Genomic DNA, 26,110 nt, shown 5'->3' with positions numbered 1-26,110 from the left:
CAAACGTGACGTATGTGGAAGCGGCCCGCCCGCCTCCACTCACAGGCCGGTCAGGTGTAGCCCTTGCTCTTCTTCCACTCGGCTTCGAGCTCGAAGATGGTCTTCCAGTCGCCGGCCTTCACCTCCGGCACATAAGGTTCCTGCGGGATCGTGGTGCCCCAGCCGATGGCGTAGCCGACCAGGGTGTTGTCCTCCGCGCGCATCGTCACGGTGCCGTCGGCGCCGAACGGGCATTTGATCGTTAGCCCGCGCAATGCTTCCGCGACCTTCTTGCCGTCGGTGGAGTTGGCTTTTTTCACCGCCTCGGCGAGCAGCATCACCGCAGTCGCGTTCTGCCACGACCAGTTGGTCGGGTACTCGTTGTACTTCGCCCGGTAGGCGTCGCCCCACGCGCCATTCTCCGGCGTCTTCGGGAATGTCTTGATGTAGCGGTTGCCGGAGTGAATGCCCTTCGGCAGGTTCTTCACCACCGTGAGCGCGGTGTAATCAGCCATGTTGACGGCGAAGACCTCCATCTGCGTGAACAGCGCGTAGATGTTGGCCTGGTCGATATAGGACGTCAGATCGCCGCCCCACAGGCACGTATACAGCGCCTGCGGCTTTGCCTGCAGGATCTTCGTCACCACTTCGGTGTAGTCAGGCTGGAACAGCTTTGGCCATGACTCGCTGATGATCTCGACATCGGGCGCAAAGCGCTTGAGATAGAGCGCGAATTCGCCGGTGGTATCGCGGCCATAGGCATAGTCCGGCGAGCAGGTCGCCCATTTCTTCAGGCCCTTGGCCTTCGCGATTGCGGCCGCATAGCTGCCGCCGACGATCGAATCATGAATGCCCTGCCGGACGCAGCGGAATGCGTTCGGAATGTGCTGCTTCGGATCCGCGGTCAGCGAGGAGGCTTCCGAGCAGGTGTGGATGCAGAGCACACCGAGGTCGCGTGCCACTTCGTGAACTGCGAACGATCCGGACGAGGCCTCGCCGTCGAACAGCATCTCGCAGCCATCGGTGTTGACGAGTTCGCGCGCAACGCGGGCTGCTTCCTGCGGCTGGCCCTTGGAGTCGCGGATGACCATCTCGATCTGCCGGCCTGCAAGGCCGCCCGCCGCGTTGACCTTCTCGACCTCGAGCAGCACGGCGTTGCGCGAGGACGTGCCGAGCTGCGCAACGCGGCCCGACAGAATCGTCGGCATGCCGATCTTGATGGTCTTGGCCTGCGCGCGGGCCACCCATGGCGCAGCAATCGTCACCGCACCGGCGCCCATCAGCGCCAGAGTCGCACGGCGGCTGATGCCCGGTTGACGGGTTCTCTTCATTCTCCCCTCCCAGTCGGGTTGTCGTTCCCTATTCCCTTGCCGGAGATCATCTCGTCTCCGTGGACACAAGGATTTCAGAGCAAGGGGGGTGACGTCAAGCCAAAGATGAATTACGAGTCATAGTTCATCGGGGAAGGAAACGAGGCCGAAACGGCCCTTTGAGCGGCAGATGATCAACCTTTCGAGCTTCATCGCCTTTCATGCCAAGCGGACGCCGCATCGGTGTGCGCTGAAATATCGCGGCGTGGACATTTCCTACGGCAACTTCGACGAGCGCATCCGCCGGGTGGCCGGGTGGCTCGCCTCTCGCGGCATCGGTCCCGACGACGTCGTGGCGGTGCTGATGAAGAACAGCGCCGCCTTTCTCGAACTGGTGTTTGCCACCAGCCATATCGGCGCGGTGCTCCTGCCGATCAACTATCGCCTCTCCGCCGATGAGGTCGGCTACATCGTCGGCAATGCCGGCGCGCGCATCCTGATCGCGGATCAAGAGCTTGCCGCAACCGCGGCGGGCCATGCGCCAATCGTATTGCTGGATGAAGCCGCGCAATCGACTGCCACGCAGTTCGCCGGCGACATCGCGCCCGCGCCTATGCATGTCCGCCGACCGCAGGACCTGATGCGGCTGATGTACACGTCAGGCACGACCGACCGCCCCAAGGGCGTGATGCTCAGTTACGAGAACATGTACTGGAAGTCGGCCGACCAGACGCTGGTGCTCGGCCTCAATGCGGATACGCGCCTGCTTGTCGTCGGCCCGCTCTATCACGTCGGCGCCCTCGATCTGCCTGGAATCGGTGTGCTGTGGCACGGCGGCATGCTCTCGGTCCATCGCGACTTCAAGCCCGAACAGGCACTTGCTGCGATCGAAGCGGAGAAGCTGAACGCGGCCTGGCTCGCCCCTGTGATGACGACCGCGATCCTCACTTGCCCCACCCGTGACCGTTACGATGTCTCAAGTCTCGCATGGGCGATCGGCGGCGGCGAGAAAACGCCGGAGGTGCGCATCCGCGCCTTCTCCGACTGTTTCAAGAATGCCCGCTACATCGACGCCTATGGTCTGACGGAAACCGTCGGCGGTGACACCTTCATGGAGCCGGGCCGCGAGATCGAGAAGATCGGCTCGACCGGCCGCTCTATCGCCCATGTCGAGATCGAGATCCGAGACGATCAGGGCAATCGGCTCCCCGCCGGCGAGAACGGCGAGATCTGCCTGCGCGGACCGAAGGTCACGAAAGGATATTGGCGGGATCCGGAGAAGACCGCAGCCGCCTTCTTCGGCGACTGGTTCCGCACCGGCGATGTCGGCTATCTCGACGAGGAGGGCTTCCTCTATCTCACTGACCGCAATAAGGACCTGATCATTTCCGGCGGCGAGAACATCGCCTCCTCCGAGGTCGAGCGCGTCATCTATGAAATGCCCGAGGTTCGCGAGGTCGCCGTCATCGGCGCGCGCGATGAGCGCTGGGGCGAGAAGCCGGTCGCGATCGTCGTGCTGGCGGAAGGCGCTGCGCTCGATCTGCCTGCCCTCACCGACTACTGCCGCACCCGGCTTGCCAGCTTCAAAGTGCCGAAACAACTGATCATCCGCGACAGCCTGCCGCGCAACCCTTCCGGCAAGGTGCTCAAGCGCGTGCTGCGCGCCGAACTGGAGACCGCTACATGACCCAAGCACCGCACGCTGCGCCCATCAAGATCCCCAAGTTGAACCGGGTCGAGCGCAACGCCTGGACCAAGCAAAAGATCTTCGACGCCGCGACCAAGGTGGTCGGCAAATATGGCTACGCGGAAGCCTCCGTCGCCCGCATCACCGAGGAAGCCGGCGTCGCGCAAGGCACCTTCTACAATCATTTCGAGAGCCGGCAGGAGCTGCTGGAGCAGCTCCTGCCGAAGATTGGACTGGACATGGTGCGCTTCATCCACGCACGCACCGGCACCGCCCACACCGCGCGGCAGGAGATCGAGCGTTTCACCGCCTTCTTCGATTTCATCCTGGAAGTGCCGGAGTTCCTGCGCATCCTCAACGAAGCGGAATTCTTTGCACCGATCGGCTACCAGAAGCATTTCGACAATATCTCGATCGCCTATGTGCGCATCCTCGGCCGCGCGCGGCAGGCCGGAGAGATCATTAATTTCAGCGACGAGGAGTTCGAGGCGATCGTGCAGATGCTGATGGGCGCGCGCGGCTATCTCAGCCGCCGCTATTCCTACACCGACGGCAAGGTCACCGCCCCGCCCGATCATGTGATCTCGGCCTATCGGAAGCTTGTGACCCGCGGCCTGTTCAACAAAGCAAGTCGGGAAAATGGCCATGACCGCTGATGGCTTCGTTCTCGTCACCGGCGGCAGCCGCGGCATCGGGGCCGCCACCGCCACGCTGCTTGCCGACCAGGGCCAGCGCGTCGTCATCGTCGACATCGCGCCGGAACCACTGGTCGGGACCGATGCGATCCTCTGGCCCGCCCCGTTCGATGTCGCGAGCGAAGCGATCGTCACCGCCGGCGTTGCCGACATCGAGGCCGCGCATGGGCCGATCACCGGCCTTGTCAATGCCGCCGGCGTGTTCGGAAAGATGCATCGGATCGAGCGGGTGCGGATGGAGCAATGGGACCGCGAGGTCAACATCGACCTGCGCGGCACGTTTCTGGTCGCCCGCAGCGTCGGCGTGCGGATGGCCGCGCGGCGAAACGGCGCCATTGTCAATGTCGCCTCAGTCGCCGGCATGACCTCGGGCCCGATCCACGCCTATACCGCGGCGAAGGCCGGCGTCATCCAGATCACGCAGACGCTTGCCGCCGAATGGGGCCGGGTCGGCGTGCGCGTCAACGCGGTATCGCCGGGCTTCACCCGCACGGCGATGCTGGAAGCCGGCATCGCCTCGGGCGCGCTCAACAAGGAACTGCTGTCGCGGCCATCTGCCATGAACCGGCTGGTCGAGCCGTTCGAGGTGGCGCAGGCGATTGCCTGGCTGCTTTCACCAAAGAGCAGCGGCGTCACTGGCATCAACCTGCCTGTCGATGCCGGCTTTATCGCGGGGTCAACATGGGCCGCCTATGGCGGATTGCCGGAAGCACCGGAAGCGTGAGGACAACAGCATGAACATCGAAATGCCGCGCAAGAAACTCGACCTGGCTTCCGCGATCGCTGAAGGCGACATCCGCGTGCTGTTGATGGTGCTCGTGCACATGACTGGCGATGAGCGCTGGCTGGAACCGCCGTACAAGCCCAAGCGCGACGTGCGCCTGATCCCCGATCCGGACGCCGGCGTGCCGAAAGAAATTCAGGACGAAATCCGCGCCGCGGTCCTGAAGCTCTATGAGAACGGCGAGCCCAAGCCTGCTATCACCGATCCCGGCAACGAATTGATGCTGAAGATGATGAGCGCGACGCTCGGCGAGCCCGTTGCGCCGGAATATGCGCCGCTGATGCGCGAGGAAATGGGTTTCATCCCGCGCGATGCGCGCTGGGCCAAACGTCCATCGGACGAGAAGCTCGCCGAACAGCACGTGCTGATCGTCGGCGCCGGCGTCTGCGCGATTGCGCTCGGCGTCGCGCTGGACCGGCTCGGCATCCCCTACACCATCGTCGAGAAGGAGGACGAGATCGGCGGTACCTGGTACGTCAACCGCTATCCCGGTTGCGGCGTCGATACCCCGAACCACTCCTATTCCTTCTCGTTCGGCGAGCGGAACCAGTGGACGCGTTATTTCGCGCCGCGCCAGGAACTGCTCGACTATCTCTTGAAGGTGGTGCGCGAACACGGCATCCGACGCCATGTCCGTCTCAACACCGAGCTGATCGCCTCACGCTGGGACGACAACAAGCGGCGCTGGATCTCGACTCTCAAGACCGAGAAAGGAGAAGAAACTTTTGAATCGACCGCTCTCGTCAGCGCGATCGGTCAGCTCAACGACCCCGCCCCGGCCCATTTCAAGGGCGAGCAAGATTTCCAGGGCCTCGCCGTGCATTCGGCGCTGTGGTCCGACGATATCAATCTCGACGGCAAGCGCGTCGCCGTGATCGGCACCGGCGCCACCGCGATGCAGCTCGTGCCCGCCATCGCCGATCGCGTATCGTCGGTCACGGTCTATCAGCGCACGGCGCAATGGGCACGCCCGGTCAAGGGTTACTCCGACCCGATCACCGAAGGCGCGCGATGGCTGCTCGCGCATTTGCCCTTCTATGTGCAGTGGTACCGCTTCAACATGTTCTGGCGCTATGGCGACGGCCTGCTGCCATTCCTGCGCAAGGATCCGAACTGGCCGCATCCGGCGCGCGCCGTCAACAAGGGCAACGACCGGCACCGGCAGGAGCTGACGGATTTCATCCTGTCCGAGCTCAAGGATCGCCCCGACCTGATCGAAAAATGCGTGCCGACCTATCCGCCCTATGGCAAGCGCATCCTGCTCGACAACAACTGGTTCAAGACGCTGACCAAGCCGAATGTCGAGCTGGTCACCGACCCGATCGATCATTTTGCGCGCAACGGCATCGTCACGGCAGACGGCGAGCAGCGCGCGCACGACATCATCGTGATCTCCACCGGCTTCAGGGTTTCGGAGATGGCGGCGCGGCTCAACATCACCGGGCGCGGCGGCAACAATCTCAGGGATGTCTGGGCCAACGATAACCCGACGGCCTATCTCGGCTTGACCGTGCCAAACTTCCCAAACCTGTTCCTGATGCTGGGCCCGAACTCAGGGCCTGCGCATGGCGGCAGCGTGATTTTCCAGTCGGAATGCCAGAGCCGCTACATCTCGGCTTGCCTGGTCGAGATGATCGAGAAAGGCATTGCCGCCATCGATGTCAGTCAGGAAGCCCATGATCAATATGTCCGCAAGGTCGATGCCGAACATGAGCAGTTGATCTGGACCCATCCGGGCATGACGACCTATTACCGCAACAGCCGCGGCCGCGTGTTCTCGGCCATGCCCTGGCGCTTCGTCGATTATTGGGCGATGACTCATGATCCCGATCTGAGTCAGTATCGACAAACCAAACGTGCAGACGCCTGAGAGCCACCATGATCACGGAGGGGCCAAGGATGGAAAGGCCGCGCGTACGCATCTACACCGACTACAAGAGCCCTTACGCCTTCGTCGCCAACAAGCGCCTGTTCGAGCTCGAAGAGCAGCATGGCGTCGAGTTGGAATGGCTGCCCTATACGCTGCGGATCCCGGAATTCATGGGGACGGTGGAAGAGCGCACCCCGCATTTCTGGCGCAAGGTGCGTTACGCCTACATGGACGCGCGGCGTTTCGCTAACGCGCAGGGCCTGACGATGAAAGGGCCGCGGCGGATTTACGACGCCTTCTATTCCAGCGCCGGCATGCTGTTCGCCCAACGCCACGGCCTGTTCCGGCCGTACCACGACACGGTCTTTCGCCGCTTTTGGAACCATGATCTGGAGATCGACGAACTATCTGATATCGCTGGCGTGATCGCGACGATCGGCGGCTCGGCGAAAGAGTTCGAGGAATATGTTCATGGGCCCGCGCGAGCGGAACATGATCGGATCGTCGAGGAAGCGGAGGCGCTCGGCGTGTTCGGCGTCCCGACCATGGTGTTCAATGGCGAGCTGTTCTGGGGCGGCGATCGCATCGACTTGCTGATCGAGCGCATCAAGGATCCGACCTCCATCGCGATAGCGCTTGGTAGCCGACATAGGAAATGATCCTGCGCTTCATGGTTCCCTCACCTCGGGGAACCGCGACTTCACTTGACAGCCTCCAATATCTGCCGCAGCATTTTGCTGATGCACCTGTCGGGGTGCTGGAGCTTGGCTCCCGGCCTTGCAGGGATTGCCGATCGATTATGTCGTCGGGCGGCAAGCAGAGGATACGGACAGATGTCCGTCGGGCCACTCTTGGAGAGGAGCATGACGCCACCGGGACAGTCCTGTGACCTTGCTCAGCGGCAAGGTCTCGGCGCAGTTGAGGCGAACAGCAGCTGCTAGCCGCATTGCGCCGTCGACAATCTGAACATATCCACCGGATGGGAGCGCAAAGGCCACGCGCTTTACGATCCAGAGTTATCCTGGTGTCTACCAGAATCCTTCGCTAAAACGAAGATGCAGGGCCCCGCGATGCTCCAATGCACCGGGGCCCATTAATTTGCAGGGTTGAGGCGTCGAGGTCTGCCATCCAGATCCGGAACCGAACTCCTCTTCGCGCGCTAATTTCGCTCGAACCGAGGGAGGTCATGATGAAACGCTATCTGCTTTGTCTCGGTTTGGTTGCGTTGCTCGCGGCTGTCTGCCCTGCCCTCGCCCAAAGCACGAGAACCGGTCCGGCATTTTATGTTGTGCTCAACTCGCTGACCAAGAGTTGCTCGGTTGTCGACAAGACGCCCAAGACGGATACCCCGAACATCACGGTCGCAAGCGACACGGTTTACAAGAGCCGGGCCGAGGCGGAGGAAGCGATCAAGACCTTGCCGTCCTGCTCGCGATAGCTGGTTCGCTAGATGAAACCGAAGGCGACAGTTCGCAGCCAGATGCGCCCAGCACTCCGCGCGCTCCAGCAGCGGTGGATCCGATCAGGCGATAGCGTCCTTCGCTCATGACTGACTCGCTTCTTCGCGCAACGGCCGGAAGAACTCGCGCACCTCGCGCACGAACAACTCGGGCTGCTCAAAGGCGGCGAAGTGCCCGCCCTTCGGCATCTCGCTCCAATGACAGATGTTGGTGTAGCTCGCCTCCATCCACTTTCGAACCGGCGTGACAATCTCCTTGGGAAAGACGGCGACGCCGGTCGGCACGGTGACCTTGTGCGCGGTTCGCCGTTTCGATCCGAAGCTTTCCCAATAGAGCCGCGCCGAGGAAGCCGCGGTGGCGGGCACCCAATACAGCATGAGGTTGTCGAGCAGTTCGTCGCGGGACAGGATGTTCTCGGGATGCCCGTCGCAGTCGGTCCAGGCCCAGAATTTCTCGAGGATCCACGCGGCCTGACCGCTCGGTGAATCCGTCAGCCCATAGCCGAGCGTTTGCGGGCGGGTCGACTGCTGCTTCGAATAGCCGGAATCCCAGTCGGCGTAGTATTTGATACCGTTCAGCGCCCGCACCTCTTCCGGCGTCGGCTGTCCCTCGACATTGGGCCGCGTCGCCATCGCCAGCGTGATGTGAATGCCGGCGCAATGCACAGCGTCTTGCGCGCCCAGCGCGGTCGTGACGGCCGAACCCCAGTCACCTCCTTGCGCGCCGTATCGTGCATAGCCAAGACGTTCCATCAGCACGGCCCAGGCCGCGGCGATGCGATCGACGCCCCAGCCGGTTGCACGCGGTTTGCCGGAGAAGCCGAAGCCCGGCAATGACGGACAGACCACATGAAACGCGTCGGCCGCACGGCCACCGTGCGCGGTCGGGTCGGTTAGCGGCTCGATCACCTTGTGGAATTCGACCACCGATCCCGGCCAGCCATGGGTGATGATCAGCGGCAACGCGTTCGCATGCGGCGAGCGAACATGCAGGAAATGGATGCCAAGTCCGTCGATCTCTGTCGTGAATTGCGCGAAGCGATTGAGGCGCGCTTCGCGGCTGCGCCAGTCATATTCGTCGGCCCAGTAGCGGCAGACCTCCTGGATCCACTTCAGCGGAGCACCTTGGCTCCAGTCTTCGACCAGCTCGGCCTCGGGCCACCGCGTCCGGCCGAGCCTTGATTTGAGATCTTCGAGCACATCGTCACCGACCGCGATCCGATAGGGATGTATCGCTGTGCTCATGGCCCGCTCCTCCAAACGACACGCTCAATATCGGAGAAAAAGCAGGCTATGCGCAAGCGGCATGGACAGGCCGCGGCCCTCCCCTCGGCGATTACGCTTCCGGATCCGGGCAGGCGATCTCGACGCGGCATCCCGCGCCCGGGTGGATCGTCAGCCGGAAGCCGTGCAGCTTGACGATCGCAGCCACCAGATTGAGGCCTAGGCCGACGCCGGGCGTGTTGCGCATCTTGTCGGACCGATAGAACCGCCGCAGCACAGCGTCGCGCTCCTCTGCCGTGATCCCGCTACCGGTATCGACAATGCGGATCACGGTTTCATTCCCGTTGCGCAGCAGTTCGATATCGACCTTGCCGCCTTCCGGCGTGAACTTGATGGCGTTGTCGACGAGATTGGTGACCGCCTCGATCAACAAGTCCCGGTCGCCGCGCACGTTGAGCTCGTGCTCCGCGTGGACCGTCAGCACGATATTCTTGTTCTCCGCGATCGGCTCGTAGATGTCGCAGACCTCCCGCAACATCTCATGCAGCCGCACGATGCCGAAGCCGGCCGACCGCCGGCTGTTCTCGATCTCGGCAAGCCGCAACAGCGCAGTGATGATCGTCAGCGACTGATCGATGCCTGCGATCGCCTTGTCTGCGACCGTCTGAAGCTGCTCCAGCGACGTTGCATGGGTGCGGCCGCGCTCGAGCGCGAGCCTTGCGCGCGTCAGCGGCGTCCTGAGATCGTGGGCGATGTCGTTGCCGACGCCAGCCAGCGCGTTGATCATCGTTTCCATCTCATCGAGCATGCCGTTGACGATGACCGCGAGCTTGGAGAACGGCTCGCTGCCGTCGCGATATGGCAACCTTTCACGCAGATCGCCCGCGATAATGCGCTGGACGCGCTGGTTGACCTCCTCGACCTGCCGTTGCGCCCGCACGCTCAGCCACGCGCCGGCCAGAAGACAGATGATGAATGCCGGCAACAATCCGAACGCGAGCGCTTCGCCGACGACGTGGGAGATCTCCTTGGTCTCATCGACATTGCGTGCAATCGCCAGAACGTTGCCGTTTGGCATGCGCTTTGCGATCGCGCGAACTGAATGATTGTGATCCGGCTGGTCTACCCTCGCCGCGGTGACGCTCTGCGCCGGGGCGTCGATCTTGAGACCGGCCGGAAGACGCTCCATGTTGCCGGCCAACCTCCGCCCGTCCGAGCCAAACACCCCTGCAAACTGAACGCCGCGCGAATCCTGCCGCAGATGATCTTCGATCGCGTTGAGCTGGCGCTCCATCGGCAATGTCGCCATGAAGGCGATCTGACGGCCGAGCATGCGGTCGGTCCGCTCGATCAGATAATTGTCGATCTTCACATAGATGAAACCGAACAGCGCGATCATGAAGACGGCAAGGACGCCGGCCACCGCAAGTGCCCAGCGAAAGCTGTTCGACCGAATGAATTGCCACTGGCCCATCGTGTTCGAATGTCTCTGCATGAGATCAACGGCCATCGATCGGAGCGCGCAATATCTCAGGAGGCCACACGGAGAATGAAGCCGGCACCGCGGACATTCTGGATCATCGGAGTCTCGTCCGGCCCGTCCACCTTGTGGCGCAGGCGCCCCATATGCACGTCGACCAGGTTCGTCGCCGGGACGAACTTGTAGTTCCAGACTTCTTCAAGCAGCATGGCGCGCGTCAGCAACTGGTCGCTGCGTCGCATCATGTACTCGAGCAGGCGAAATTCGCGCGGCAACAGATCGATCACCCGATCGCCGCGCCTGGCACTGCGCTCGATCAGGTCGAGTTCGAGCTGCCCCACCCGCAGCAATGTCTCGCGCGATTCCACCGGCCGGCGGAGCAGCGCCTCTATCCGCGCGATCAGTTCCACGACGGCAAAGGGCTTGGTGAGATAATCATCGCCGCCCATGCGCAGGCCCCGCACACGGTCGTCCACCGCGCCGAGTGCACTTAGCACCAGCACCGGCGTGCGAACCTGCTCTTTCCGCAAGGTCTCGATCACGCTGAGCCCATCCATTCCCGGCAACAAGCGGTCGACAATCATGGCGTCAGGCCGCAGATTGCGAGCCTTGTCGAGGCCTTCTCGACCATTGGCCGACCATTCGACCTCGAACCCGCGTTCAGCGAGTTCGGCCGTAATCTCCTCGGCGGTCTCGCCGTCATCCTCGATCAAGAGCACCTTTGTCATCAATCCGTTCTCGACAACACCCTGCCGGGGGCCGGCCCGCGCCGCTGGCAGCGTGCGTCCGCCCTCCGCTCAACCAACATAGGCTCGGCGGCGGAACCACGCCATTAAATTGCATTTTAGGGAGAGGTTTTGCTGCCGATCCGGGCGGACCACGGAGAGAGATCAGGAAACGGCCTGGGTCCTGAGGGTCACACGGCTGCCGTCGACCAAGTCGACCGACGGATTGAGGATCACCTTGTCGCCCGCTTTAACACCGCTGTTGATCTCCACTTGCTGACCGAGGTCACGCACGACGTTGACCTTGTGCAGATGCGCCACCCCGTTCTCGACCACGGCGACCTGCAGGCCGCCTTGATTGAAGATGATTGCATCCGCAGACACTTTGAAGCTCGGCGTCTTGCGCGGGATGCGCAGTTCGATCGTGCAGTAGATGCCGGGCGTGAGCGCGCCGTCCGGATTCGGGATATCGACCTCGGTCAACAGCGTTCGCGAACCCGGCTGCAGCGCATCGGCGATCCGCGTCACCTTGCCGGGGAAGGTGCGGTCGGGCAGTTCCGGAACGTGCACGATGGCATCGATCCCCGCACGTACTCCGAACGCCGCATCCTGTGGAACAAACACCTGGGTGCGGATGACATTGCTCTGCATGATCGTGAACATGAACGTGCCGCTGGTCGCATCCGCCTGCACCAGGCTGCCGACGTCGATATTGCGCTGGGTGATCACGCCGTCGAAGGGTGCAACGACGTGCTGGTAGATCTTCTGCTGATGCAACACCTGCACCTGCGCTTCCTCGGCGACCACATTGGCCTGCGCGACCGAGACCGCGGCCTCTTGCGCCTTCAGCGTCTGGGAGTCGATCGTTCCCTGCTGCGCGGTGAGCCAGCCCTTCTCCACCAGCGGCTTGTCGCGGTCCCAGGTCACCTTGGCCAGTTCCCTGTTGGCCTGCGCCTGCTGCAGCGCAGACCTGAGCTGCCCGAGCGTCGCCTCAGCCTGTGCGATCTGATGGTCGAGTTCCGGCGCAACGATCTCCGCCAGCAATTGCCCTTCCTTGACATGGTCACCGATATCAACCTCGCGCTTGGCGATATAGCCGCTGGCGCGCGCGAAGATGTTGGCGGAGGCAAAAGCCGAGGTGGTTGCAGGCAGGTTCACGACGTCGATGCCATCGCTAGGCTCGACGGTCGCCACACGAACGTCCGGGATGAGATCGTGGCGCTGTTCGGCCGTGGCCATGGTCTGGCGATATTGGGCGTAGTGATTCCATCCCCCGAACGCCAGTGCGGTCCCTCCGATCAGCCCCAGGGCCACGCCCACAGTCCGGCCAATCCACCGTCTCGAACGGCCATGCCGCACCGGCGCCGGATCGCTTTTGCGATCCCCGGGCGTCGGCTCGATTTTCAAAGGCCGATTGAAATTCATTCCAGCACCTCGTCGAATACCCCTTGATGTTTTTCGCCGTCATTGCCCTTGCGCAGCATGGCAAACAGATAGGGCACCACCAGCAACGTCGTCGGCGTCGCAAACAGCAAGCCGCCGATCACCGCGCGCGCAAGCGCGGCATTCTGCTCTTCGCCGGCCGCTCCGATCGCCATCGGGATCATGCCTACGATCATTGCGGCCGCGGTCATCAGCACCGGTCGGATCCTGGTATGCCCGGCCTCGATCGCAGCCTCGAAGGCAGTCTTGCCGGCAAGCTGCTGCTCGCGGGCAAAAGTCACCAGCAGGATCGAGTTGGCCGATGCCACACCCACCGCCATGATCGCTCCCATCAGCGACGGCACGTTCAGGGTCGTGCCGGTCACGAACAGCATGGTCAGGATGCCACAGAGCGTCGCGGGCAAGGCCAGGATAACGACGAAGGGATCGCCGAAGTTCTGATAGTTCACCACCATCAGCATGTAGACAAACACGGCGGCAAACAGCAGGCCGATGCCGAGATTGACGAACGAGCTGTTCATGCTGTCGATCTGGCCGATCACCTGGATCGAATTGCCTGGCTTCAGCTGCTTCTGCAGATCCCCGACAATATGGCTGATCTGGCTCGCGACGCTGCCGAGATCACGGCCTTGCGTGCTGGCATAGGTCTCGTAGACCGGCTGAATATTGGCCTGGTTGGCATTGGTCGGAACGCTGCCGCGCCTGAACGTGGCGACGTTGCTGAGCAGGCCAGGCACGGGTGTATCGGTCAGCGACGCCAGCGTCGTGGAAACCGGCGTGTTGCCGATATCGCTGACGGACGAAATCCTGCTCTCGGGCGTCTGCACCGCGAAGTAGTATGGAATGCCGGATTTGGGATCGGTCCAGAAATTCGGCTGCACCTGCTCGGACGAGCTCAGGCTGACATTGAGATTGGTGGCGATCGTGTTGGCGTTCAGGCCGAGCTGGGCCGCGCGGGTGCGATCGATGTCGGCATAGAACGCTGGCGCGTTGACTTCCTGCTGCAGATGCGCATCCACCACGCCAGGGATATCGGCGATGCGCTGCCGCAGTTCCTGTGCGACCCGCAGATTATTGTCCTTGTCGTAGCCGACCGTACGGACATCGATCTGCGCCGGCAGTCCGAAATTGAGGATCTGCGTCACGATATCCGCCGCCTGGAAGTAGAACGTGTCCTCCGGGAAAGCCTTGGGTAGCTCCTCGCGCAGCTTGCGCACATAGTTCGCCGTCGGCGCGTGGCCTTCCTTGAGCGCCACAAGGATCACGCCGTCATTGACGCCGATGGTCGAGCCGTCGCTGAAGGCGAGGTTATACGGCCGTGCCGGCAGCCCGATATTGTCGACGATCAATTCGCGCTGATCGGCCGGGATGATTTCGCGGATCTTGTTCTCGACCTGCTGAAAGACGCGCTCCGTCGCCTCGATCCTGGTCCCGGCCGGCGCGCGGACGTGAAGCTGAATCTGTCCGCCATCAATCGCCGGGAAGAAGTCTCGGCCGACCATCGGAAACATCACGCCGCCCAGCAGCAGCACGAATCCCATGCCGATGGGAATGATAAAGCGGTGGTTCAAGAGTTCGGTGAGCCAACGCGAATAGCCATGGCGTATGGTCTCAAAACCGCGCTCGAACGCCGCATGGAAGCGCGCGAACAAGCCGGTCGCCGCCGCTCCTGGTGCGCCGTGATGTTCGCCCTTGAGCAGAAGTCCGATCACGATCGGCGTCAGGGTTCGAGACAGACCGTAGGAAGCCAGCATCGCGAACACGACGGCGAGCCCGAGCGGCGTGAACAGGTACTTTGCCGGCCCATCCAGGAACACCACGGAGGTGAAGACGCAGCTGATCGCGAGCGTCGAGACCAGGGTCGGGACGGCAATGCCGGCGGCGCCGTGCAGCGTCGCCTGTGGCAGCGGCATCCCCTCCTCGGTCAGCAGCCGATGGGTGTTCTCGATCGTGACCGTCGAGTCGTCGACGAGAATGCCGACCGCGAGCGCCAGACCGCCGAGCGTCATCGTGTTCAAGGTTTCGCCGAGGAAATAAAGCACGATCAGCGAAGTCAGGATCGAAAGCGGGATCGAGATCATGACCACCACGGTCGAGCGCCATGATCCCAGGAACAGCAGGATCATCAGCGCGGTCAGCGCCGCCGCAATCGCGCCCTCGCGCAGTACGCCCGTGACCGACTCTTTGACGAACACCGACTGATCGAACAGTTCCTTGATCTGCATGCCCGGAGGCGCCGCGGCGCGCGCCGTCTGCAACGCCTGGTGCACAGCATTGACAACCGAGAGCGTGGAGGCATTGCCGTTCTTGATGATGCTGAGCAGCACCGAGCGCCGGCCGTTCTGCCGCACGACGTTCTGCTGCACCAGCCAGCCGTCATGTACCTGCCCGACATCCTTGACGAACACAGTCGCGCCGTTCACCACCTTGATCGGAATATTGTTGAGGTCGTCGATGCTCGGCGGCGTTGCATTGGTGCGGATGGCATATTGCGTCTTGCCGAACTTCGCCGTGCCTGCCGGCAATGTCAGGTTCTGGGTATTGACGGCGTTCACCACGTCGAGCGGCGTCAATCCCTTGGCGAGCAGCTTTTCCGGATCGATATCGACCATGATCTGGCGGTACTTGCCGCCGGCCGGCGTCGGCAGCGTGATGCCGGGGATCGGCGCCAGTTGCTGGCGGATGCGATAGATGCCGTAGTCGTAGAGCTGCTGTTCGCTCAACGTGTCGGAGCTCAGGCTGATCTGCAGCACAGGAACGCTCGAGGCATTGAACTGCACCACCACCGGCGGCTGGATCCCCGGCGGCATCAGGGCGCGGATCGAGTTGGTGGCGGAGACGATCTGGGCGATGGCGAGATCGAGATTGACGTCGGGCTGGAAGTAGATCTTCTGCACCGACAACCCCGCCATGGTCTGGGCTTCGATGTTCCTGATGCCGTTGACGTTGGAGCTGATCGAATACTGGCTGTAGGTGGTGACGCGCTGCTCCATCTCGGGCGTGCTCAGCCCGGTGTAGCTCCAGATCACCGTCACCACGGGGATGTTGATTTCCGGAAAGATGTCCGTCGGCATCTTGTAGCTGGCGACGGCACCCAGAAACAGGATCAGCGCAGCGACCACATAGAACGTATGTGGAAACCGCAGAGCGAAGCGAACGATACCCATAATCGGTCCTTAACCGCGCGCCGCTCTGCCGGTCCTCACACAAGCAAGCGGCGCGCCTATTTCAAATGCACCTGCACGACGTGACCGGGCTTGTCCGGAACGCCCTCTGTGATCACCAGATAACGTCGTTGAATTTTGTCTTCGCCATGCCCCGTGCGCCGGCGAGGCTCGAGAGCCGACATCCTCATTTGTTTCGTCCCCTACTGCATATGCATCGTGTGGCTAGACATCGCGTCCGGTGATTGCATGGCAGGCATCGTATCCGACTCTGGCGTCGGCGCAGTACCCGGTTGCGTCGGCGCCGCAACCGACGGCGGCAACTCCTCGCCAATCGCAAGCCGCATCGCCGCAATCTCCTGCTGCTGGGTCACGACAATCTCCTGCGCGAGATGGCGAAGCTGCTCGTTATGGCCGTAGCGAAGGACAGCCTTCGCCATGTCGATCGCGCCTTGATGGTGCGGAACCATCATCGCGACGGAATCACGGTCGACATCGCCGGTCGGCTTGATCGTCATGTCCGCCATCATCTTGTTCATGGCGGCATCATTTTCTGAAAGGAAGGGCTGCTCGTCGGCGTAGTCGGGGCGATCGGCCACATATTGAACCGGCATGGCCCCGCGAACGTGATACGCCCTGGTGGGATTCTGGGCCAACACGAACGACGTCGCCGCCACGGTGGCCGTCGTCGCGAGTGAGATCACGCGTTTGCGAACGAAAGAACGTGACAGCACGATCATACATGCCTCCAAGCAAAACCTGGCGCTGCGTGGAGCGACCCACGATCCGACCTCTTCCATTTCCGAATACCTCTAGTGGGTAGTCCGCCCGAACAAGCCCAAAGACGCCGCGTCGCCGACGCCATTCAAGTGGCGGTCGAACATCCCATTCTCAACTAAAAAACGATTTAGGGTTTCGACGGCGCCGATTGGATGTCGGATCGCATCAACAAGCTGCTACGATCAGCCAACATTCGGTGATGGCGCGGATCGCAGCACTCAATATCCGGTGAGTTGGCGAGGACTTTTCTCCTCACGCGATGAAGCCGCGTCGAAAATCGCGCGAGCCAAATCTTAATCAGCTATGCGCAGAAGGCCGATCTGTTCATTCAATTGTGATTGCGGACGCTCGCGCACCCGTGATGACGAGCACACCTGTCTTCCTATGCGCCAGAACAGGCTAGCCGGACGATCGCACATCGCAGTGCTTGTTGTTTCAGGATATGCGCGGCAACAGATTCGTTGCGCTGATTTCGACGACGTCAGAGAAACGACGATGCCAGAGCCGGGCTCTCGGCAAGCGCATGCGCGGTATACTCCAGCGCGCTCCTGACCTGCGGCCGATTGACGGGACCGCCGAGGCATATCCTGACCGCCTCGGGCGGCGATCCGTTGACGACGAATGCATCGCTTGCGACGACACCGATGCCGGTCGATCGCATATGCTCGACGAATGCCGAGCGCGTCCATGGCGCGGGCAGTGGGACCCAGATGTTGAAGCTGAGCAGATCCCCGCGATAAGAACCTTTCGGCAATATCTCCGCTGCCAGCCTCTGCCGCGCCGATGTCTCCGTGCGGATGAATCGCAGGATCGTGTCCGCGGTGCCGTCCTCGATCCAGCGCGTCACCAGCGACACTGTGAGCGGCGAAGCCATGACGGTTGCGGCACGAAGGGCCGAGGCGAACGGCCAGGCCGAACGCGCATCGGGGACCACGACATAGGCTGCGCGTAGTCCCGCACCGATGCATTTCGCAAGGCCCGCGACATGCCAGGTGAGATCGGGCGCAATCGCGGCAAACGGCGCGTGGCCGTGACCGTGTTCGGGGATGAAGCCGTAGGCGTCATCCTCGATAATCGGCAACTTGTGGCGTCGCGCGATCGCAACGATCTCGCGTCGTCGAGGGTCGGGAATCGTCAGCGTCGTCGGATTCTGTAGGGTCGGATTGAGATAGATCGCCTTCGGCTTCAGCTTCTTGCATGCGTCAGTCAAGGCCTGCGGTTCGACGCCGTCATCGTCCATCGGCAAGCCGACCAGCGTGATGCCGAGTTGCGCGGCGATAGCGCGTATGCCCGGATAGGTGATGGCCTCGCACAGCACGATCTCGCCGGGCTTTGCGAGGATCGAGAGAATGCCAAGCAACGCCGGGTGCGCGCCAGGCGACACGAAGATACGGCTCTGCGCCGGCACCAGCGCGCGCCGGCCGAGCCAGCTCGACGCCGCATCCTTGTCGGCCTGGGTGCCGCCGAATCCCTGGTAGCGCAACAGCGAGACGACATCGCGCATGACGTAGTCCGCCGCCGCCTGCATCCGCGCGATCAAGTCGGGATCATCAGGCTCGGGCGGCAGATTCATCGAGAGGTCGACCGGCCGCGGCGGAAAGGCCTGCACTGAGCGTCGCGGGCGCGGCTTGTCGCGGACGAAAGTTCCCTGCCCGACCTTCGATTCGATCAGCCCGCGCTTCTGCGCCTCGACATAACCGCGCGCTACCGTCGTGAAGTCGATGTCGAGCCGCTTGGCCAATTTGCGCTGCGGCGGCAATCGGTCGCCGATGACAAGCTTTCCGGCGGCGATATCATCGGCGATGGCGTCGGCAATCGCGAGATAGCGCGGCTTGTCACTGTTGGAGAGGTCGGGTCGCCAGTCGGTCATTTGCGAGATCTAGCCAGATGAGCTCAAAATTGACCGTATGTTGTTGCATACTTTTTCGCAATTGGGTTCGTAGTACTGCCATTCTTCCTGCGGGACTCGACGAGGGCGCCTGCATAGCAATCGAGCGCGTTGCACACTGCTGCCAGGTAGCTTTTTCTAACGGCAGAGAAACAATCCCTACAGTCCCGTCAGATATCCAGTCAACATTGACTGGATATTTGATCGCATATTGACTGCGTTGATGATTAATCGTGCAAACAGGCGCTTGGCACATTGATTGCAAATCCTGAAATCGATCCGGGAGGCCGGACGAGAGCAGGAGGTGCGCAATGCCCGCAGTAACGATGCCCGCTCGCCAGAAAGGCGATTTTCTTGTCGATTATGAGGAGAAGGTTTTCGAGGACGTCAAAGCCAAGCCCGGCGAGAAGGCGCTGGTGACGTTCCACACTGTCGCGTTCGAAGGCTCGATCGGTCTCGTCAACATCCTTCAGGCGCTTCGGCTGAAGCGAAAGGGTTTTGACACCTCGATCCTGCTTTATGGCCCGGGCGTCACGCTCGGCATCCAGCGCGGCTTTCCGAAGATCGGCGACGAAGCGTTTCCGGGCGCCCAGAACTTCAACAACCAGCTCGCAAAATTCATGGACGAAGGCGGCAACGTCTACGCCTGCCGCTTCGCCTTGCAGGCGCTGTATGGCCATGGCGAGCCGTCGCTGATCCCGGGCATCCGGCCGATCAATCCGCTCGACGTGCTGGATCTGATCCTGATCCACCGCAACGACAACGCCTTCATGCTCCACACCTGGACGCTCTGACGCGGGGCGGGCGGACGAGGGAGGAGACCATGACAGCGAAGCGCATCGTCAAGGCTGCAGCGATCCAGATCGCGCCCGATCTGGAGACGGCGAGTGGAACCGTCGATCGGATCCTTGCGGCCATTGCGGAAGCGGCCGGCAAAGGCGTCCAGTTCGCCGTGTTCCCGGAGACGCTGGTTCCCTGGTATCCGTATTTTTCCTTCGTCCGCCCGCCGGTCCTGAGCGGCGCCGAGCATATCCAGCTCTACGACAACGCCGTCGTGGTGCCGGGCCCAGTGACCGACGCCGTCGCCCAAGCGGCCAAGCGCCATGCCATGGTGATCGTGCTCGGCGTCAACGAGCGCGATCACGGCTCGCTCTATAATGCGCAGCTCGTATTCGATGCCACCGGCGCGATCGTGCTGAAGCGCCGCAAGATCACACCCACCTTCCACGAACGCATGATCTGGGGCCAGGGCGATGGCGCCGGACTGAAGGTGGCCGATACGGCCGTCGGCCGCGTCGGCGCGCTCGCCTGCTGGGAGCACTACAATCCCCTCGCCCGCTACGCGCTGATGGCGCAGCACGAGGAAATTCACGCGGCGCAGTTTCCGGGATCGCTGGTCGGACAGATCTTCGCCGACCAGATCGAGGTGACGATCCGCCACCATGCACTCGAAAGCGGTTGCTTCGTCGTCAACGCCACCGGCTGGCTCTCCGAGGAGCAGATCGCGAAGATCTCGCCGGACGAAGGCCCGCGCAAGGGCCTGCGCGGCGGCTGCATGACCGCGATCGTCTCGCCGGAAGGCAATCACCTCGTCCCGCCGCTCACCAGCGGCGAGGGAATTCTGATCGCCGATCTCGACATGGCTCTGATCACCAAGCGCAAGCGGATGATGGATTCGGTCGGCCATTATGCCCGCCCGGAGCTTTTGTCGCTCGTGCTCAACGACCAGCCGGCGCGTCCGATGCACGGCCTTCACCCCAATCGCCTCATGCCCAATCCGGGAGACGTATCCGATGACACAGCAGATGCCGCACGAGCAACTCAAGGCGATGCCGACCGAGCAGTTGATCAACGAGTTGCAGTCCTTCGGAGTACGCCTCGCTGATCCCAGGAACGGCGGCATCAGCCGCCGCGGTGGCGCCGGCCCCTCGGACCACACGCCATTCACCATCGATGGTTCCACAGTGATGGTGCCGGTCCATAATGCACCGGCGTTCGAGAGCCCATACCTCGTCGAGCGGCCCGACGCCGCGGGCCGCAGCCGCATCTCGCGCGACGGCATCGTTCTGGCTGGCGTCTCGTTCCCGCTGCGGCCGAAATTCTACGAGCTCTCTACCGCCGACGGCATTCCCTATTCCAAGATCGCGACGCTGCATGGGCGTGACGTGCTCGCAACCACGGTGCTGCAGACATGCATCCGCTACCAGAGCCGCACCAAGACCTGCCAGTTCTGCGCGATCGGCCAGTCGCTCGCGGCCGGACGCACGGTCGAGCGCAAGACGCCGGCGCAGCTTGCCGAAGTCGCCAAGGCCGCGGTCGAACTCGACGGCGTGCGTCACATGGTGATGACCACGGGCACGCCGCGCACCTCCGATCGCGGCGCTGCGATCCTTGCCGAGAGCGCCGCGGCCGTCAAAGCCGCCGTCGACCTGCCGATCCAGGCGCAATGCGAGCCGCCGGATGATTTCGCCTGGTTCGGCCGCATGAAGGATGCCGGCGTCGACGCGCTCGGGATGCATCTGGAAGTCATCGGCGCCGATGTGCGGCAACGGATCATGCCGGGCAAGGCGCAGGTTTCCATCGACGACTATTTCGAAGCCTTCGCGGCGGCGGTGCCGGTGTTCGGCCGCGGTCAGGTCTCGACCTATATCCTCGCCGGCCTCGGCGACGAACCTGCCGAGATTCTTGCGACCTCCCGGCGCCTGATCGACATCGGCGTCTATCCCTTCGTCGTTCCGTTTGTACCGATTGCCGGCACGCCGCTGGAGAGTCATCCGACACCACCTCCTTCGTTCATGCACGACATCCTGCGCCCGCTTGCGGACATGCTGCGGGCCGGGGACTTGCGCGCTTCCGACATCAAGGCGGGCTGCGGCAAATGCGGCGCCTGCTCGGCGCTGTCGACCTATGAGCGGAGGGCCATCGCATGATCTTCGAATCGTTCAAGCCGTTCATTGCGCCTGAATTCCAGGTGAAGTTCGCGACCGAAGCCTGGGAGAAGGCTGCGGCCGCTGCGCTCCGCCGCCGGGTGTTCTGCGAGGAGCAGCACGTCTTCGCCGATGATGACCGCGATGCCACCGACGACTGCGCGATTCCGCTGGTGGCCGTGTCGTTGCTCGGCGTCGTCGAGGACGACGTCGTCGGCACCGTACGTATTCACCGCGATGACCATGAACCCGATGTCTGGTGGGGATCGCGGCTGGCGGTCGCGAAGAACTATCGCCGGCTGAGCGCAGTCGGCGCCGGCCTGATCCGGCTTGCGGTGTCGTCGGCGCACGCGCGCGGCTGCCGGCGTTTCCTGGCCAATGTCCAGAGCCAGAATGCGCTGCTGTTCCAGCACATGCACTGGCGCTCGCTCGGCGAGTTCGAGCTGCACGGCCGCCCACATCACCGCATGGAGGCGGACCTCGATCGCTATCCGCCATTCCGCACTCCTGAAACCGGCTTCCTCTCGCTGGCGAAACTGGCGGCCTGATCATGCTCTCCGGCGTCGCCATCGATCAGCTTGCGGAACGGCTGCGGCAGAGCCGCGGCATCGCCGCCAAGGCCGACATCGCCGCGGTGGCCACCGCGCTCGAGCTGTCGGGCGATCAGGCGATCCCCGTGGGCGACGACTGCGCGGCAATTCCGGATGGTGACGGCCACCTCCTGTTTGCCATCGAAGGCTTCATGAACGAGTTCGTCGCCGCCGATCCCTGGTTCGCCGGCTGGTGCGGCGCGATGGTCAACATCTCCGATGTCGCGGCGATGGGCGGCCGGCCCACCGCGATCGTCAATGCGATCTGGTCAGATGGCGCGGATAACGCATCGCCGATCCTCGCCGGCCTGAAGGCGGCGGCGAAGGCGTTCGGGGTCCCCATCATCGGCGGCCACACCAATATTCGCAGCAGCCAGAGCCAATTCGCGGTCGCGATCCTCGGCCGTGCCAAGCGGCTGCTGACCAGCTTCGATGCGAAGCCAGGCGACAAGCTCGTTGCGGCGATCGATCTTCGCGGCCGCTACCGCGAGCCGTTCGCGAACTGGGAAGCGGCAACCGATGCGCCGCCGGAACGGCTGCGCGGCGACATCGAGATCCTGCCGTCGGTTGCCGAGTCCGGGCTCGCGTGCGCCGCCAAGGACATCAGCCAGGGCGGCATCGTCGGCACCGCCGCGATGCTCGCCGAGTGCTCGCAGGTGGCGCTCGCCATCGATCTCGACGCGATCCCGATTCCGGACGGCGTTCTGCTGGAACGCTGGCTGCAGACCTTTCCGAGCTTCGGCTATCTCTTGTCGATCAAGCCGGAACATCTCGACGAAACGCTCGCGCGCTTTCGCCAGCGCGGCATCGCCGCCGCGTCCGTTGGCGACGTGATGGCCGGAACCACGGTCGATATTCGCGCCGGCTCCGACCGCGCGACGGTGTGGGATTTCGCGCAGCAGTCGTTGATCGGCTGCGGCCCCGCCAAGCGTCCGATCCCGCGGAGCGTCGCATGAGCGCTTCGTCCGCGCGGCTTCGCATCGCGATCCTGACCCACTCGACCAACCCGCGTGGCGGCGTGGTGCACGCGCTCGAGCTCGCGGACGCCTTGACGAGGCTCGGCCATGCCGCCATCGTGCATGCGCCCGATCGCGCCGGCAAGGGCTTCTTCCGTTCCAGTCTCGCGCCGACCATATCAGTGCCGGCGTCGGCGGTGTCTGATGACGTCACGTCGATGGTGGAAACGCACATCGCGGATTATGTGCGGCATTTCGAGAATCCCGCGCATCGGCAATTCGATGTCTACCATGCCCAGGACGGCATCTCCGGCAATGCGCTGGCGACGCTGAAGCAACGCCGGCTGATCCAGGGTTACGTCCGCACCGTGCACCACGTCGACGATTTCAGCGATGCGCGGCTGCGCCAGCTCGACCAGCGCTCGATCGTTCTCGCCGATCACCTCTTTGTCGTCAGCCGGATGTGGCAGGAGCGACTGAGGATCGAATTGGCCTGCACCTCTACGCTGGTCGGCAACGGCGTCGATACCAATCGCTATTCGCCTGTCGCCAATGCCGGCGACCACGCACTCCGCGCCCGTCTCGGGCTTCGCGAGGGACCAGTGCTGCTGGCGATTGGCGGCATCGAGCAACGCAAGAACACCCATGCCATCCTCGATGCCTTCAGCCAAGTGCATGCCATCCACCGCTCGGCCCAGCTCGTGATCGCGGGCGGAGCGTCGCTGCTCGATCATGGCGCCTACCAGCGGCAGTTCCGGCTGCGGCTGCAGGATGCGGGGCTGCCCGCAGGTGCGGTGATCGAGACCGGGCCGCTTGCCGATACTGAGATGCCATCGCTCTATCGGCTTTCGGACGCCCTGGTCTTCCCGTCGCTGCGCGAGGGCTTTGGCCTCGTCGTACTCGAAGCGATGGCGAGCGGCGTCCCCGTGATCGTCTCGCATATCTCGCCCTTCACCGAATATCTCGGCGCGGACGACGTTGCCTGGTGCGATCCGCATCAGGCGGGCTCGATTGCGAATGCCATCATCAGCGCGCTGTCCGAACCGCTTCGCTCCCGCCTCGCCGCGAACGGACGTAACGTCGCCGAACGTCACGATTGGAGCCGCACCGCTGAGGCGCACCTTCCAGCCTATCGCCGCATGAGCGAGGTGCATTATGCCTGAAATGCGTTTCCATGTGCGCTGGCCGGATGAAAGCATCGAGGTCTGCTATTCGCCTTCGCTGGTGATCAAGGACCATCTCGCCGTCGGCGCGACCTACTCGCTCGCCGATTTCCGGGAGCGCAGCCGCACCGCGCTGACGATCGCAGCAGAGCGCGTCCGCGAGAAATACGGCTTCTTCTGCACGCGCGCGCTCGGTCAACTCGCCCGGATCGAGGAAACGGCCGGCCGATTCGAGGCCATGCCAGAGGCCTCCGTCACCATCGTTTCGTTCGAAGAATAACAGGAGTTCATGATGTCTGATCTCGACTCTCACTACCCGGTCGTCGTGATCGGCGGCGGACAGGCCGGCCTTGCGATGAGCGCGCAGCTCAGCCGGCACGATATCGACCATGTGGTGCTGGAGAAGAACAGCATCGCCCATTCCTGGAAGACGCAGCGCTGGGACGCGTTCTGCCTGGTGACGCCGAACTGGCAATGCCAGCTGCCCGGCTTCCCCTATGCCGGCGACGATCCGCACGGCTTCATGCTGCGCGATGAGATCGTCCGCTATATCGAAGACTACGCGAAGCACATCAAAGCTCCGGTCCGCGAAGGCGTCGCGGTCGTCAGGCTACGCCAGGTAAGCGGAAGATTCCTGCTCGAGACGACCGCGGGCGAGATCATGGCCGATAGCGTCGTGCTCGCGGTCAGCGGGTATCACATCCCCAAGCTTCCCGAATTCTCGGAGCGGCTGGACCCGGCCATCTTGCAGATCCATTCGTCCGCCTATCGCAATCCGGACCAGTTGCCGCCGGGCGAGATCTTCGTGGTCGGCAGCGGCCAGTCCGGCTGCCAGATCGCCGAGGACCTGCATCTGGCCGGCCGCAAGGTTCATCTCGCGGTGGGCAGCGCGCCGCGCTGTCCCCGCTTCTACCGCGGCCGCGACGCCGTCGACTGGCTCGATGATCTCGGCCAATACGATCTGCCGGTGGATCAGCATCCGCTGCGTGAAAAGGTTCGCAGGAATGCCAACCACTATCTCACCGGCCGCGATGGCGGCCGCGACATCGATCTGCGCAGGTTTGCACTCGAAGGCATGAAGCTCTACGGGCGCCTGCAGGACGCGCGCAGCACCACGTTGCGGCTCGGCGACGATCTAAAGACCAACCTCGACAATGCCGATCGGGTCTACAACGGCATCTGCAGCCTGATCGACGACCACATTGCGAGAGGCGGGATCGATGCGCCGCTGACGCCGCACTATGCGCCGGTGTGGTCGCCCGCGGAGACCCCGACGGAGCTCGATCTTGCGGCGGCCGGCATCACCAGCATCATCTGGACCACCGGCTTTCGTTCGGACTGGTCGTGGGTCGATTTACCGATGTTCGACGGCGCGGGTTACCCCACGCACAAGCGCGGCGTCACCTCGGTCGATGGTGCCTATGTGATCGGATTGCCCTGGCTTTACACCTGGGGTTCGGGCCGGTTCGTCGGCATCGGACGCGACACGGAATTCGTGGCGGACCACATCGTCGGCCGGCGGAGCGCAGTGCAGGCGAATGCAACACGCGCAGATGGGCGCGTGCTCGCGCTCGATACGGCGGGTTAAGCTCTGTCGTTGGTATTGCTTTGGCGCTTCTCGCACCGGCGTCGTCCCCGCGAAGGCGGGGGACCCATAACCACAGGCCGATGTGACCTGCTCCGCTGTGACCGCCTGCCCGCGCCATAACATCTCCCTGTGGTTATGGGTCCCGGGTCAAGCCCGGGACGACGTGGGGAGAGATCACGATTCAAATGTCAAACAGCGAGGGGATGTAAGTTCGCGTTCTCGCGGCGCGTTGCGTCCGAGCTTTTCGTCTCGTTTCACCCTCCTCGATGGCAGAGGGCGCAGGGAAAGCCGGGTGCCGGTTGCACCCGTGGGTCCCGTGCAACAAAAAGCACGGGGGTAGGACCACAGGTTCAACCGAAGCATTCCGGCTTTCCCTGCGCGATGGTTTACGGCTTACT

Annotated in this window: 22 protein-coding genes; 14 read left to right on the top strand and 8 right to left on the bottom strand. The window is 63.1% G+C overall.

Features of this window, described 5'->3' with window-relative positions:
• Positions 1 to 50: 50 nt before the first annotated feature.
• The gene (locus ACZIRK_RS28340) at positions 51 to 1,310 is read right to left on the bottom strand and encodes an ABC transporter substrate-binding protein (protein WP_474418592.1); all 1,260 of its coding nucleotides are present in this window, start codon (positions 1,308 to 1,310) and stop codon (positions 51 to 53) included.
• A 169-nt stretch (positions 1,311 to 1,479) separates the two neighbouring features.
• Between ACZIRK_RS28340 and ACZIRK_RS28335 the strand changes: the two genes are divergently transcribed.
• The 6 genes from ACZIRK_RS28335 to ACZIRK_RS28310 all read left to right on the top strand — a co-directional run bounded on the left by ACZIRK_RS28335 (position 1,480) and on the right by ACZIRK_RS28310 (position 7,763).
• The gene (locus ACZIRK_RS28335; protein WP_474418591.1) at positions 1,480 to 2,976 is read left to right on the top strand and encodes an AMP-binding protein; all 1,497 of its coding nucleotides are present in this window, start codon (positions 1,480 to 1,482) and stop codon (positions 2,974 to 2,976) included.
• Positions 2,973 to 3,632 (top strand): TetR/AcrR family transcriptional regulator, encoded by a 660-nt coding sequence (locus tag ACZIRK_RS28330; RefSeq protein ID WP_474418590.1) that lies wholly within the window; start codon positions 2,973 to 2,975, stop codon positions 3,630 to 3,632. Before ACZIRK_RS28335 ends, ACZIRK_RS28330 begins: the two co-directional genes overlap by 4 nt.
• Complete coding sequence (locus tag ACZIRK_RS28325; protein ID WP_474418589.1) at positions 3,622 to 4,395, top strand: SDR family NAD(P)-dependent oxidoreductase; 774 nt, start codon at positions 3,622 to 3,624, stop codon at positions 4,393 to 4,395. Before ACZIRK_RS28330 ends, ACZIRK_RS28325 begins: the two co-directional genes overlap by 11 nt.
• A gap of 10 nt (positions 4,396 to 4,405) precedes the next feature.
• A complete protein-coding gene (locus ACZIRK_RS28320) occupies positions 4,406 to 6,325 on the top strand; it encodes a flavin-containing monooxygenase (RefSeq protein ID WP_474418588.1) in 1,920 nt (639 codons plus the stop codon).
• A gap of 29 nt (positions 6,326 to 6,354) precedes the next feature.
• Positions 6,355 to 6,984 (top strand): 2-hydroxychromene-2-carboxylate isomerase, encoded by a 630-nt coding sequence (locus ACZIRK_RS28315; protein WP_208824547.1) that lies wholly within the window; start codon positions 6,355 to 6,357, stop codon positions 6,982 to 6,984.
• 530 nt (positions 6,985 to 7,514) lie between these two features.
• A complete protein-coding gene (locus tag ACZIRK_RS28310) occupies positions 7,515 to 7,763 on the top strand; it encodes a hypothetical protein (protein ID WP_130223693.1) in 249 nt (82 codons plus the stop codon).
• Positions 7,764 to 7,868: 105 nt separating this feature from the next.
• On the opposite strand, the gene ACZIRK_RS28305 is transcribed toward ACZIRK_RS28310, so the two are convergent.
• The 7 genes from ACZIRK_RS28305 to ACZIRK_RS28275 form a co-directional block, all read right to left on the bottom strand.
• Positions 7,869 to 9,029: an epoxide hydrolase family protein gene (locus tag ACZIRK_RS28305; protein WP_474418587.1), complete on the bottom strand. Its 1,161-nt coding sequence runs from the start codon at positions 9,027 to 9,029 to the stop codon at positions 7,869 to 7,871.
• Positions 9,030 to 9,120: 91 nt separating this feature from the next.
• Positions 9,121 to 10,503: a sensor histidine kinase gene (locus ACZIRK_RS28300; RefSeq protein ID WP_474418586.1), complete on the bottom strand. Its 1,383-nt coding sequence runs from the start codon at positions 10,501 to 10,503 to the stop codon at positions 9,121 to 9,123.
• Between the two features lie 35 nt (positions 10,504 to 10,538).
• On the bottom strand, positions 10,539 to 11,216 hold the full coding sequence (locus tag ACZIRK_RS28295) for a response regulator transcription factor (RefSeq protein ID WP_474418585.1): 678 nt from the start codon (positions 11,214 to 11,216) through the stop codon (positions 10,539 to 10,541).
• Between the two features lie 162 nt (positions 11,217 to 11,378).
• Positions 11,379 to 12,527 (bottom strand): efflux RND transporter periplasmic adaptor subunit, encoded by a 1,149-nt coding sequence (locus ACZIRK_RS28290; RefSeq protein WP_474418584.1) that lies wholly within the window; start codon positions 12,525 to 12,527, stop codon positions 11,379 to 11,381.
• 107 nt (positions 12,528 to 12,634) lie between these two features.
• Positions 12,635 to 15,823: an efflux RND transporter permease subunit gene (locus ACZIRK_RS28285; RefSeq protein WP_474418583.1), complete on the bottom strand. Its 3,189-nt coding sequence runs from the start codon at positions 15,821 to 15,823 to the stop codon at positions 12,635 to 12,637.
• 200 nt (positions 15,824 to 16,023) lie between these two features.
• A complete protein-coding gene (locus ACZIRK_RS28280) occupies positions 16,024 to 16,560 on the bottom strand; it encodes a DUF305 domain-containing protein (protein ID WP_474418582.1) in 537 nt (178 codons plus the stop codon).
• A 521-nt stretch (positions 16,561 to 17,081) separates the two neighbouring features.
• Complete coding sequence (locus ACZIRK_RS28275) at positions 17,082 to 18,470, bottom strand: aminotransferase-like domain-containing protein (protein ID WP_474418581.1); 1,389 nt, start codon at positions 18,468 to 18,470, stop codon at positions 17,082 to 17,084.
• 329 nt (positions 18,471 to 18,799) lie between these two features.
• Between ACZIRK_RS28275 and ACZIRK_RS28270 the strand changes: the two genes are divergently transcribed.
• The 8 genes from ACZIRK_RS28270 to ACZIRK_RS28235 are packed head-to-tail and all read left to right on the top strand — an operon-like array spanning position 18,800 to position 25,712.
• Entirely contained in the window at positions 18,800 to 19,282 is a 483-nt protein-coding gene (locus ACZIRK_RS28270) for an MSMEG_0572/Sll0783 family nitrogen starvation response protein (protein WP_028164856.1), read from the top strand.
• Between the two features lie 29 nt (positions 19,283 to 19,311).
• Positions 19,312 to 20,373, top strand: coding sequence for a Nit6803 family nitrilase (locus tag ACZIRK_RS28265; protein ID WP_474418580.1), 1,062 nt, complete (start codon positions 19,312 to 19,314; stop codon positions 20,371 to 20,373).
• Complete coding sequence (locus ACZIRK_RS28260) at positions 20,282 to 21,418, top strand: MSMEG_0568 family radical SAM protein (RefSeq protein ID WP_474418579.1); 1,137 nt, start codon at positions 20,282 to 20,284, stop codon at positions 21,416 to 21,418. Before ACZIRK_RS28265 ends, ACZIRK_RS28260 begins: the two co-directional genes overlap by 92 nt.
• Positions 21,415 to 21,963, top strand: coding sequence for an MSMEG_0567/Sll0786 family nitrogen starvation N-acetyltransferase (locus ACZIRK_RS28255; protein WP_474418578.1), 549 nt, complete (start codon positions 21,415 to 21,417; stop codon positions 21,961 to 21,963). Before ACZIRK_RS28260 ends, ACZIRK_RS28255 begins: the two co-directional genes overlap by 4 nt.
• A 2-nt stretch (positions 21,964 to 21,965) precedes the next feature.
• On the top strand, positions 21,966 to 22,961 hold the full coding sequence (locus ACZIRK_RS28250; protein ID WP_474418577.1) for a sll0787 family AIR synthase-like protein: 996 nt from the start codon (positions 21,966 to 21,968) through the stop codon (positions 22,959 to 22,961).
• Positions 22,958 to 24,124: an MSMEG_0565 family glycosyltransferase gene (locus ACZIRK_RS28245; RefSeq protein ID WP_474418576.1), complete on the top strand. Its 1,167-nt coding sequence runs from the start codon at positions 22,958 to 22,960 to the stop codon at positions 24,122 to 24,124. Before ACZIRK_RS28250 ends, ACZIRK_RS28245 begins: the two co-directional genes overlap by 4 nt.
• Complete coding sequence (locus tag ACZIRK_RS28240) at positions 24,117 to 24,404, top strand: MSMEG_0570 family nitrogen starvation response protein (protein ID WP_474418575.1); 288 nt, start codon at positions 24,117 to 24,119, stop codon at positions 24,402 to 24,404. Before ACZIRK_RS28245 ends, ACZIRK_RS28240 begins: the two co-directional genes overlap by 8 nt.
• Positions 24,405 to 24,416: 12 nt before the next feature.
• Complete coding sequence (locus tag ACZIRK_RS28235) at positions 24,417 to 25,712, top strand: MSMEG_0569 family flavin-dependent oxidoreductase (protein ID WP_474418574.1); 1,296 nt, start codon at positions 24,417 to 24,419, stop codon at positions 25,710 to 25,712.
• The last annotated feature ends 398 nt before the right edge of the window (positions 25,713 to 26,110 follow it).

This window comes from Bradyrhizobium sp. Leo114 (assembly GCF_055229415.2).
This window is presented reverse-complemented; position numbering and strand designations above follow the sequence as displayed.

Coding starts and splice junctions, on each gene's coding strand:
- ACZIRK_RS28280 (WP_474418582.1), bottom strand. CDS start 16,560: ATGATCGTGCTGTCACGTTCTTTCGTTCGCAAACGCGTGATCTCACTC.
- ACZIRK_RS28265 (WP_474418580.1), top strand. CDS start 19,312: ATGACAGCGAAGCGCATCGTCAAGGCTGCAGCGATCCAGATCGCGCCC.
- ACZIRK_RS28270 (WP_028164856.1), top strand. CDS start 18,800: ATGCCCGCAGTAACGATGCCCGCTCGCCAGAAAGGCGATTTTCTTGTC.
- ACZIRK_RS28305 (WP_474418587.1), bottom strand. CDS start 9,029: ATGAGCACAGCGATACATCCCTATCGGATCGCGGTCGGTGACGATGTG.
- ACZIRK_RS28235 (WP_474418574.1), top strand. CDS start 24,417: ATGTCTGATCTCGACTCTCACTACCCGGTCGTCGTGATCGGCGGCGGA.
- ACZIRK_RS28255 (WP_474418578.1), top strand. CDS start 21,415: ATGATCTTCGAATCGTTCAAGCCGTTCATTGCGCCTGAATTCCAGGTG.
- ACZIRK_RS28285 (WP_474418583.1), bottom strand. CDS start 15,823: ATGGGTATCGTTCGCTTCGCTCTGCGGTTTCCACATACGTTCTATGTG.
- ACZIRK_RS28250 (WP_474418577.1), top strand. CDS start 21,966: ATGCTCTCCGGCGTCGCCATCGATCAGCTTGCGGAACGGCTGCGGCAG.
- ACZIRK_RS28335 (WP_474418591.1), top strand. CDS start 1,480: ATGATCAACCTTTCGAGCTTCATCGCCTTTCATGCCAAGCGGACGCCG.
- ACZIRK_RS28310 (WP_130223693.1), top strand. CDS start 7,515: ATGAAACGCTATCTGCTTTGTCTCGGTTTGGTTGCGTTGCTCGCGGCT.
- ACZIRK_RS28315 (WP_208824547.1), top strand. CDS start 6,355: ATGGAAAGGCCGCGCGTACGCATCTACACCGACTACAAGAGCCCTTAC.
- ACZIRK_RS28295 (WP_474418585.1), bottom strand. CDS start 11,216: ATGACAAAGGTGCTCTTGATCGAGGATGACGGCGAGACCGCCGAGGAG.
- ACZIRK_RS28340 (WP_474418592.1), bottom strand. CDS start 1,310: ATGAAGAGAACCCGTCAACCGGGCATCAGCCGCCGTGCGACTCTGGCG.
- ACZIRK_RS28245 (WP_474418576.1), top strand. CDS start 22,958: ATGAGCGCTTCGTCCGCGCGGCTTCGCATCGCGATCCTGACCCACTCG.
- ACZIRK_RS28300 (WP_474418586.1), bottom strand. CDS start 10,503: ATGCAGAGACATTCGAACACGATGGGCCAGTGGCAATTCATTCGGTCG.
- ACZIRK_RS28330 (WP_474418590.1), top strand. CDS start 2,973: ATGACCCAAGCACCGCACGCTGCGCCCATCAAGATCCCCAAGTTGAAC.
- ACZIRK_RS28260 (WP_474418579.1), top strand. CDS start 20,282: ATGACACAGCAGATGCCGCACGAGCAACTCAAGGCGATGCCGACCGAG.
- ACZIRK_RS28320 (WP_474418588.1), top strand. CDS start 4,406: ATGAACATCGAAATGCCGCGCAAGAAACTCGACCTGGCTTCCGCGATC.
- ACZIRK_RS28325 (WP_474418589.1), top strand. CDS start 3,622: ATGACCGCTGATGGCTTCGTTCTCGTCACCGGCGGCAGCCGCGGCATC.
- ACZIRK_RS28275 (WP_474418581.1), bottom strand. CDS start 18,470: ATGACCGACTGGCGACCCGACCTCTCCAACAGTGACAAGCCGCGCTAT.
- ACZIRK_RS28240 (WP_474418575.1), top strand. CDS start 24,117: ATGCCTGAAATGCGTTTCCATGTGCGCTGGCCGGATGAAAGCATCGAG.